Annotated in this window: 8 protein-coding genes; 4 read left to right on the top strand and 4 right to left on the bottom strand. The window is 40.2% G+C overall.

Annotated features, from left to right (window positions below; genetic code table 11):
• Positions 1-93 precede the first annotated feature (93 nt).
• The 4 genes from tlp (at position 94) to JCM21738_RS20235 (ending at position 3,526) form a co-directional block, all read left to right on the top strand.
• Entirely contained in the window at positions 94-315 is a 222-nt protein-coding gene (tlp, locus tag JCM21738_RS20220; RefSeq protein WP_023614216.1) for a small acid-soluble spore protein Tlp, read from the top strand.
• A 117-nt stretch (positions 316-432) separates the two neighbouring features.
• The gene (locus JCM21738_RS20225; protein WP_023614217.1) at positions 433-2,754 is read left to right on the top strand and encodes an AAA family ATPase; all 2,322 of its coding nucleotides are present in this window, start codon (positions 433-435) and stop codon (positions 2,752-2,754) included.
• A gap of 30 nt (positions 2,755-2,784) precedes the next feature.
• Entirely contained in the window at positions 2,785-3,228 is a 444-nt protein-coding gene (locus tag JCM21738_RS20230; RefSeq protein WP_023614218.1) for an acyl-CoA thioesterase, read from the top strand.
• A 1-nt stretch (position 3,229) separates the two neighbouring features.
• Positions 3,230-3,526, top strand: a complete 297-nt coding sequence (locus JCM21738_RS20235) for a hypothetical protein (protein WP_023614219.1) — start codon at positions 3,230-3,232, stop codon at positions 3,524-3,526.
• A 28-nt stretch (positions 3,527-3,554) separates the two neighbouring features.
• Here JCM21738_RS20235 and JCM21738_RS20240 read toward each other — a convergent pair whose 3' ends face one another.
• The 4 genes from JCM21738_RS20240 to JCM21738_RS20255 all read right to left on the bottom strand — a co-directional run bounded on the left by JCM21738_RS20240 (position 3,555) and on the right by JCM21738_RS20255 (position 7,094).
• A complete protein-coding gene (locus tag JCM21738_RS20240) occupies positions 3,555-3,848 on the bottom strand; it encodes a HesB/YadR/YfhF family protein (protein WP_023614220.1) in 294 nt (97 codons plus the stop codon).
• Between the two features lie 77 nt (positions 3,849-3,925).
• Positions 3,926-5,092 (bottom strand): CapA family protein, encoded by a 1,167-nt coding sequence (locus JCM21738_RS20245; protein WP_023614221.1) that lies wholly within the window; start codon positions 5,090-5,092, stop codon positions 3,926-3,928.
• 739 nt (positions 5,093-5,831) lie between these two features.
• Complete coding sequence (locus JCM21738_RS20250; protein ID WP_023614223.1) at positions 5,832-6,020, bottom strand: hypothetical protein; 189 nt, start codon at positions 6,018-6,020, stop codon at positions 5,832-5,834.
• 102 nt (positions 6,021-6,122) lie between these two features.
• A complete protein-coding gene (locus JCM21738_RS20255) occupies positions 6,123-7,094 on the bottom strand; it encodes an ATP-binding protein (RefSeq protein ID WP_052019826.1) in 972 nt (323 codons plus the stop codon).
• Positions 7,095-7,675: the final 581 nt, after the last annotated feature.

The raw sequence follows: 7,675 nt of genomic DNA on the forward strand, positions 1-7,675 counted from the left end.
TATCTGCAGAAAAGTTATCCACTGTTTTCCGCTAATAATCAAACTGAGTAGTCGCATACTATTGATGTACTTTTTAAAAGGAGGTACATGACAATGGCAAATCATACACCAAAGCCAGACGATCGAAGCGATAATGTGGAAAAGCTGCAGTCCATGATCCATCATACGATTGAGAACATGGAGGATGCTGAAGCTGCAATGGTCAATTCGAGTCCTGAAGATCAGCAAAGAATCAAAGCTAAAAATGAGCGCCGCCGGGAAAGCATTGATGCCTTTAGGGCTGAGATCAAGGATGAAGCGCACAATCAGGAGTAACTCCGAAAAGACCCGTCAACAGGCGGGTCTTTTTCCGTTTGGTTAAAAATGTGATAATATACGGAATGTGAAACAAGAAAATGTGTGTAATTAACTTTAGATAAAGAAGTGATTTGGATGAACCGACACAAAGAACAAATACCTATAGATGAACAGATTTTGGTATGGGAAGAAGAGATAAATTCAAAGGGATATATTCAGGATGAAGCCCGTTTGATCACCGCGGTCAGGATGCTGGCAAAAAGTGAAGAATATAAGAAACTGTCTCAAACCCTGACTCTGGCTGCTCAATCGAGAGCCCAACGAAGCGGTTTTGATTCTCTTGTCCTGGAGTGGCTGAAGAATGCGATTGAACACGATTTCACAAATAAGAAGGCAAAATCCTTGTTGGCCAGGAATCAATGGAAAAATAAAGGGAACTTATTTGACCAGCTGGTCTACCCTCGGATCAGGGAAACGGATAATCGTGCCTTAAAGAAGAAAACAGCAGAGCAGTATATAGATATTTCTCAGCAATTCCTCTCGCACGCTGAGGAAGAACTTGATGATCTAACTGCCCAGCATCTAGAAAAAGGGTCTGAAGCTGAGGCAAAGTTCAACAGGCTGACTCATTTGCTGGAGAAGGCTATAGATGAGACTGCAGCCCTCCTCAAAGCAACAGAGCTATATGAAGAATCAGTTACCGGGGTTTTCCACACAGCTGTCCATTATGAAGAAATGCAGAAAAGACTTCAAAGCCTCGAAGACATCAGGGTGCAATGGGCAGAAGAGTTTGCGGAGGATTTAGATAGCCAAACACAGTCTGAAATCGATCCACTTGCTGAACTTAATAAGATGGTAGGGCTTGAATCGGTGAAGGAGAGAGTGAATGATTTTTACCGGTTCTTGAAGTACCAGCAAAAACGGAAAGAGCTTGGTCTGCAAACAAAGGATGATCAAAGCTTGAATATGGTTCTGACAGGGAATCCGGGAACAGGAAAGACCTCGTTAGCCCGATTGCTGGCCAAAATATATCATCAGCTTGGAGTATTGCCGCGAGAAGAGATTATTGAGGCTGACCGTTCCCAGCTTGTCGGTGCTTATGTCGGGCAGACGGAGGAAAATGTCAGGAAGGTCGTCGAGCAAGCTTTGGGTGGGGTACTGTTTATTGATGAAGCTTATAGTCTTAAGCGTGAAGGCCAGACTGGAAATGACTATGGTCAAACTGCAATCGATACACTAGTGTCCTTAATGACCGGAAATGAGTATGGAGGCAAATTTGCTGTGATCCTTGCTGGATATCCAGAAGAAATGCGCCAATTTCTTGATGCGAATCCAGGATTAAGATCACGATTCCCTCAATCGAATTTAATCCATCTCCCTGATTATTCAGATGCTGAACTCTTGCAAATTGCTGAGCAAGCAGCACAGGATAACGATTATGCCATGACAAAATCAGCAAAGCTTGAGCTTAGGGATCGTATTGAAAAGGAGAAAGTCGACGATACTTTCGGAAATGCCAGGACGGTACGCAACCTTGTGTTAGAAGCAATTTTCAAAAAGGGATCCCGTCCTACTGAAGAAGATGACTTTACGGCCTATACATTATTAGAAAAAGAAGACTTTAAATCACCTTCTGATCCTTCAGCGGAAAAACCCCTATACAGGCTGAATGCTCTTGTCGGATTAGACAATGTGAAATCAGAGGTTACCTCCCTGATCTCCTTCGTAAGGATGCAACAGCTGCGAAAGGAAAAGGGATTGCCTGCTGTGCCGATACAGCTTCACTCCGTCTTTACCGGCAATCCAGGCACTGGAAAAACTACTGTCGCGAAGATTTACGCAGAGCTCCTGAAGGAATACGGAATGCTAAAACGTGGCCATCTAATTGTCAGCAGCCGGGCGGATTTTGTTGCAGGTTATGTTGGACAGACAGCCATCAAAACAAAGAAAAAAATCCGTGAGGCACTCGGAGGAGTGTTATTCATAGATGAGGCATACTCACTGCTGGGTCAAAGCTCGGGTGATTTTGGCAAGGAAGTGATTGATACTCTTGTCGATGAAATGACAAGGCATAATGAAAATCTTATCGTAATCCTGGCTGGCTACCCTGCTGAAATGGAAAAGCTGCTGGAAAGCAATCCCGGCCTTCGTTCAAGATTCAAGAAGTTTTTCCATTTTCCAGACTATAATGTGAGTGATTTGCTGCTCATCATTAAGAACTACGCTGGAAAGTATCAATATAAAATAAATGTGGAAGCTGAAGCTTTTTTAACTGCTGAACTTTCAGAAACAGAAATCAATGGAAACGGTCGATTTGCTACTAACTTAGTGGATGAAGCGATTCAATCCCAGGCATATCGATTGATTGACAGCGAGAATTTTGAAAATTTGGGTGAAGATGTTTTATACTTGGAGAAGCAAGATTTTGAAGCGGCTTTAAAGAAGCTGATAGATTAAACTTACAAGAAAAAATAAAGGGGAATACCAATGATAATATCATCTAGGGAGATCGAGGTTAGATATGCGGAAACAGACCAGATGGGTGTCGTGTATCACGCTAATTATCTGGTGTGGATGGAGCTGGGCAGAACACAATTGATTAAGGAGCTTGGCTTTAATTATGCAGAAATGGAGAAGGACGGAATCATCTCACCTGTTCTTGATATCCAGGCTTCCTATAAAAAACCACTGAGATATGGTGATACAGCTACAATCAAGACATGGGTGGAGGAATATGATGGCATTCGCTCCGTCTATAAATATGAAATCTTCAACGGTGAGGGTGAACTTGCATTGACTGGCAGCTCAAAACATGTCTGTGTTAAAAAGGATAGCTTCCGGCCGATTTCGTTAAAAAGGAGCTATCCAGACTGGCATGAAGCTTATCTGCAGGCAGTGAAGAAGCCAGAAGATGTAAAGGAGCAAGTCTAATTTGGCTTTCGGGATAAAGCGTCATGAGCTTGAGGAATGGAAAGCTAAAATCGATAGTGGGGAGCTAGCCTTCCTGACCCATTACTGGATTGATGACCGCTTTCCAGACTATTCAACGGTTACAAAAGTAGGCTGCAGGGATCTTGAAAAGTTAGCTGAGTGGGGAAGAAAACATGGTTTGCGTCCGGAGTGGATCGACAAAAGGAAGACGAATTATCCCCATTTTGATCTTTTAGGAACAAAGCAAGCAGAAATTTTAGAACAAGAGGGCATAAGTAACCATCTTTTAAAAGGATAGAAATAAGGCAGGCGCTAATGCGTCTGCCTTATTTCTTTTCGAATTTAAAGTCGGGTTCCTGGCCAACCGGGTGAAGTTCCACGGTCATATCATGGCCGTCAAAATACCAAATATCTTTCTCTTCAATATAATAGGTGATCCCATTTTTTTCTGTTTTTACGCCAATGTGATCCGGCTCTTCCTTGGAGACACCTAATGAAAAACCTTTCTGAATTGAACTGAAGCCGCCATACCGGACAAAAAATCGTAAATAGCTTCCGGATGAAAGGTCCATTTCATTTTCATACCATGCTGCTGCATCATCATTAATTGTAATATTCATATTGTTCTCCTTCCATACCAGATAGACCGATTATAACATAAGCAATGCCCGGTCTTCATGGACCGGGCACTCTCACCTTATTCTTTTATAAATTGAGTCATATGATGCATGATCTCATTATATTTATTTTCTGCTCCAGCGAGACCGAATTTACCGGCTTCCTGCAAAGGAACTACCTGGTAATTCCTTTGCCTGCTGCTTGAAACAAAGGTTGGGAGAAATTCAGGATTTTCCAAAACGATTTTATTTCCTTCAGGGGTGATGGTTTTTGTTACTTCTACAGTGGCAAGACCGCCGATATCTTTATAGTCCCACATTTGCCCGGACAGGAAATTGCCCAGAGAATAGACGACCAATGCTTTTCTGCCGTCTCTCGAAGTCAGCCACTCCATAGGCTGCAGAACGTGCGGATGATGCCCAAAGATGATATCAACGCCTTCGTCTACGAGAAATTGTGCAAGATCTTTTTGTTCAGTGGTAGGGAAACGCTGGTATTCATTTCCCCAATGGATACTCATAACCACAACATCTGACTCTGCTCTGGCACGATGAATCTCAGCCTTCATTGCTTCTCTGTCAATCAGATTCACGAGATGGTCCTTGCCAATAGGGACTGGAATCCCGTTCGTTCCATAGGTGTATGATAAATAGGAAACATTCATCCCATTTTTATTCAAAATGCGCAGTTTTTGCTGGTCGGCATTATCCTTGTATGAACCTACATAAGGGAGACCGGCAGCTTCCATGTTTTTTAAAGAAGCGATTACACCTTTTTCAGACTTATCAAGCGAATGGTTATTTGCATTTGAAACAATATCGACGCCAGCATCTATAAACGCCTCTCCAACCTCGACAGGACTATTGAACATAGGATAGCTGGACAGCCCTATTTCCATTCCGCCAAGAAGGGTTTCCTGATTCGCCAGCAATAGGTCAGGTTCAATTAAGTATTCCTTAACATGACTGAGCATTGGTTTGAAATTATAACCAGGATTCACGAAGGCATCTTCGTAAACCGTATCGTGAATGAGGATATCACCGATTGCTCCTAATTTCACTTTTTCCACCAAGCTCTTTCCAGAAACATCATAGCTTCTTTCGAGATGTGATTTTTGAGATTTCATTTTAACACTTGGTGCCTTTGCCTCTGCTTCATGATACATCTGAAATGTTAATACAGATGCCAAAACACCTAAGCCAGCAAACAAGGCCAGTCCAAAAGGTTTCTTCTTCTTTTTTCTCATATTAATCTCCCCAGATTAGAATGAGGCATTTTTATTTTTAAGCCCCTAAGGATAATATATTATAAGAATGGTGGTAAATGTATAAATTTCAGTATGAAATTCACTATTTTGTCATAATTCGATAAACTATTTGAAAAGTATCTTGATAATAGCAATGAGAGGGAGAGTGAATATGTTCAAAATTACAGATAGCGCTTATAAAATATTGCTTAAGGCCATCAAAAATGAAAGTGAAGATGGGGAAAAGCTTTATGTCCGACTGACAATGGGAATCGGCTGAGGGGGACCACAGCTGAGAGTTGCTCTGGAGGAGCAGCCGTTAACAAATGATCAGATTTTTACTTTTGACGAGGTTTCAATCCTGATTCATGAGGGCGATTCAGTTTACTTCGATAATACAAAACTAGATTATCTTAAAGATGTTTTTGGTTCGGGAAAGTTTAAACTCCTTAAAGTGTAACTTTGTTATAAGGAACAAAAAGCGCAAGCGCCTCATTCAGCCCCGACAAGCGCTGGAGGGCCGACCAGTGAAGTCGTTCTTTGGCTTCATTGGGCGGACCGAAGCGACTCGAGGGGCTAGGCGCTGGAGCTGGATTAAGAAAACCTGGATAGTTATTCACATTGAAAATAATTTATAATTTCCTATTAAATGAAAAATGCGGTTCCTGAGGAGCCGCATCTTATAATGTGTTAGGTATCAGCACAGGGACTCGTAAGTTTTAGAGAGAGGAAAATTATTTTACCATTCAATTTTTTCCAGGAAATCCATTAGTTCATTCATATTTTTTATTTTTATTGTAGTAGGCTCGTTTTTGTCATTGTCATGAATATCAGTCAGTAATTCTACAATAAAATCATCTGGCGACGTTACATCAGCTGTTGTGGTTGTGTACACATAATTTTCATCCAGCTTTATAACTTTTTCCATCTCAATCCGCCTTCTTTCACGTGTTCTTACCTACATTTTACCAGTGAAAGAAGAGATGAACTGTGTTCAATATGACAATTTTTTTGACCAATCGAAAAGCTGTTATTTAAATAGCAGGGAGGGAAATTCGAATTTGGTTTTAAAGGGTTGAGTGGTAACAGTCATTTCTCCGCCATGATTTTCTATTATTTGCTTGCTGATTACCAGTCCCATACCGGTTCCGTCAGTTTTTGTTGTATAGAAAGGAGTGAAGATTTTTTTCAGGGAGTATTCATCAATTCCGTTACCATTATCTAATACACTAATGTGAACGAATCCATCATTTTCATTTACTACCAATTTTATAGTACCTTTATCCCTCCGATTTCCTTCAACAGCCTCTATGGCATTTTTCAATAAATTGATTAACACCTGTTTGATCGCATTTTCATCTGCCAGTACATACAATTCTTCTTCAGGAAGTTCAATATCTATTTCGATATCTTTTAGTATGGACTCGCTTGAAAAAAGCTTGAACATACTTGCAGTTAACTTGTTAACAGATATTTTCTTTTTCTCTGAGGAAGCAGGTTTCAATACGGAAAGAAATTCAGTCAGTAAGCTGTTGGCTCGATTAAGTTCATCAAGAGCTACATCTGCGAACTCCTGCTTGCCGGCAGCCTGAAGTTCCGGCTGAAGCAACTGGATAAAACCCTTGATTGTTGTCAGCGGATTCCTTATTTCATGGGCTAACCCAGCCGCCAACTGGCTCGCAGAAGCAGATTGAAAATCACTTGTGGCTGCTTGAATCGCCTGTTGCAGATACTTTAATGTTTGTTGTTTTTCATAGATTTCATGTTCGAGCTTTAGATTTTTGCCTTCGAGAATTTTTTTATCTTGATATAAATCAACCATTGTCAACTCATCCTTCGTGATTGCCAGGTTATGATATAGGAAAGATCTTTCGATTGATACGAAAGGCAGATATAAATCAGGATTTTCTGGTTCCGAAAAAATTAAGCTCCTTGCATTTGACCGGTTCTTCCCCATTCCAACACTGAATTGTGGGCGTGGAAAGTATTTCATAGCTTCCATTTGTATCCCTTCTTTTTTAAATATACTTTGAACTGTATTTGTTTGAAGCAAACTAGATTCGGGTAATTTCATCAGGAATTCCCAATCTTTAACCTGGGCAACCTAAATTCGATTTCTTTCGAATGTATATGACATATTCATTTAAATTATACCAGCAAAAGTATGGATTTTTTATAAAGAACAAAAAATATTTTAAAAAGAACTTTTTTTGCAAAAGGAGCTATGAGATGGATAGGGCAATTTATTTATTTATTTATTTAAAGATTTCTTAATTGAAAGGGAAGAAAATGTAATAACCAATATTTTGGATTCGATTGATAAAAATCAGCCAGAAGCGTACATCAAATTGACACACCATACAAAAGGCAATATATATAAAGAACAATTAAAACAACTAATTCATTTGCTTGAAAATTTTTAATTGGGGAATCAGATGACGAGAGTATTAAAAATTAGGGGAAAAGAGTATTGGTTATTCCTGAAAGTCAAGCGACTGGAACGGCAAATCAACAGTGCAATATAACAGAACCTTTATCCAAATTAGCCGTCAAACCTAATCTAAGGTTTGAGACTAATTTTTG

The sequence above is a fragment of the Mesobacillus boroniphilus JCM 21738 genome (assembly GCF_000517385.1).
In the GTDB taxonomy this organism is placed as follows: domain Bacteria; phylum Bacillota; class Bacilli; order Bacillales; family Cytobacillaceae; genus Mesobacillus; species Mesobacillus boroniphilus.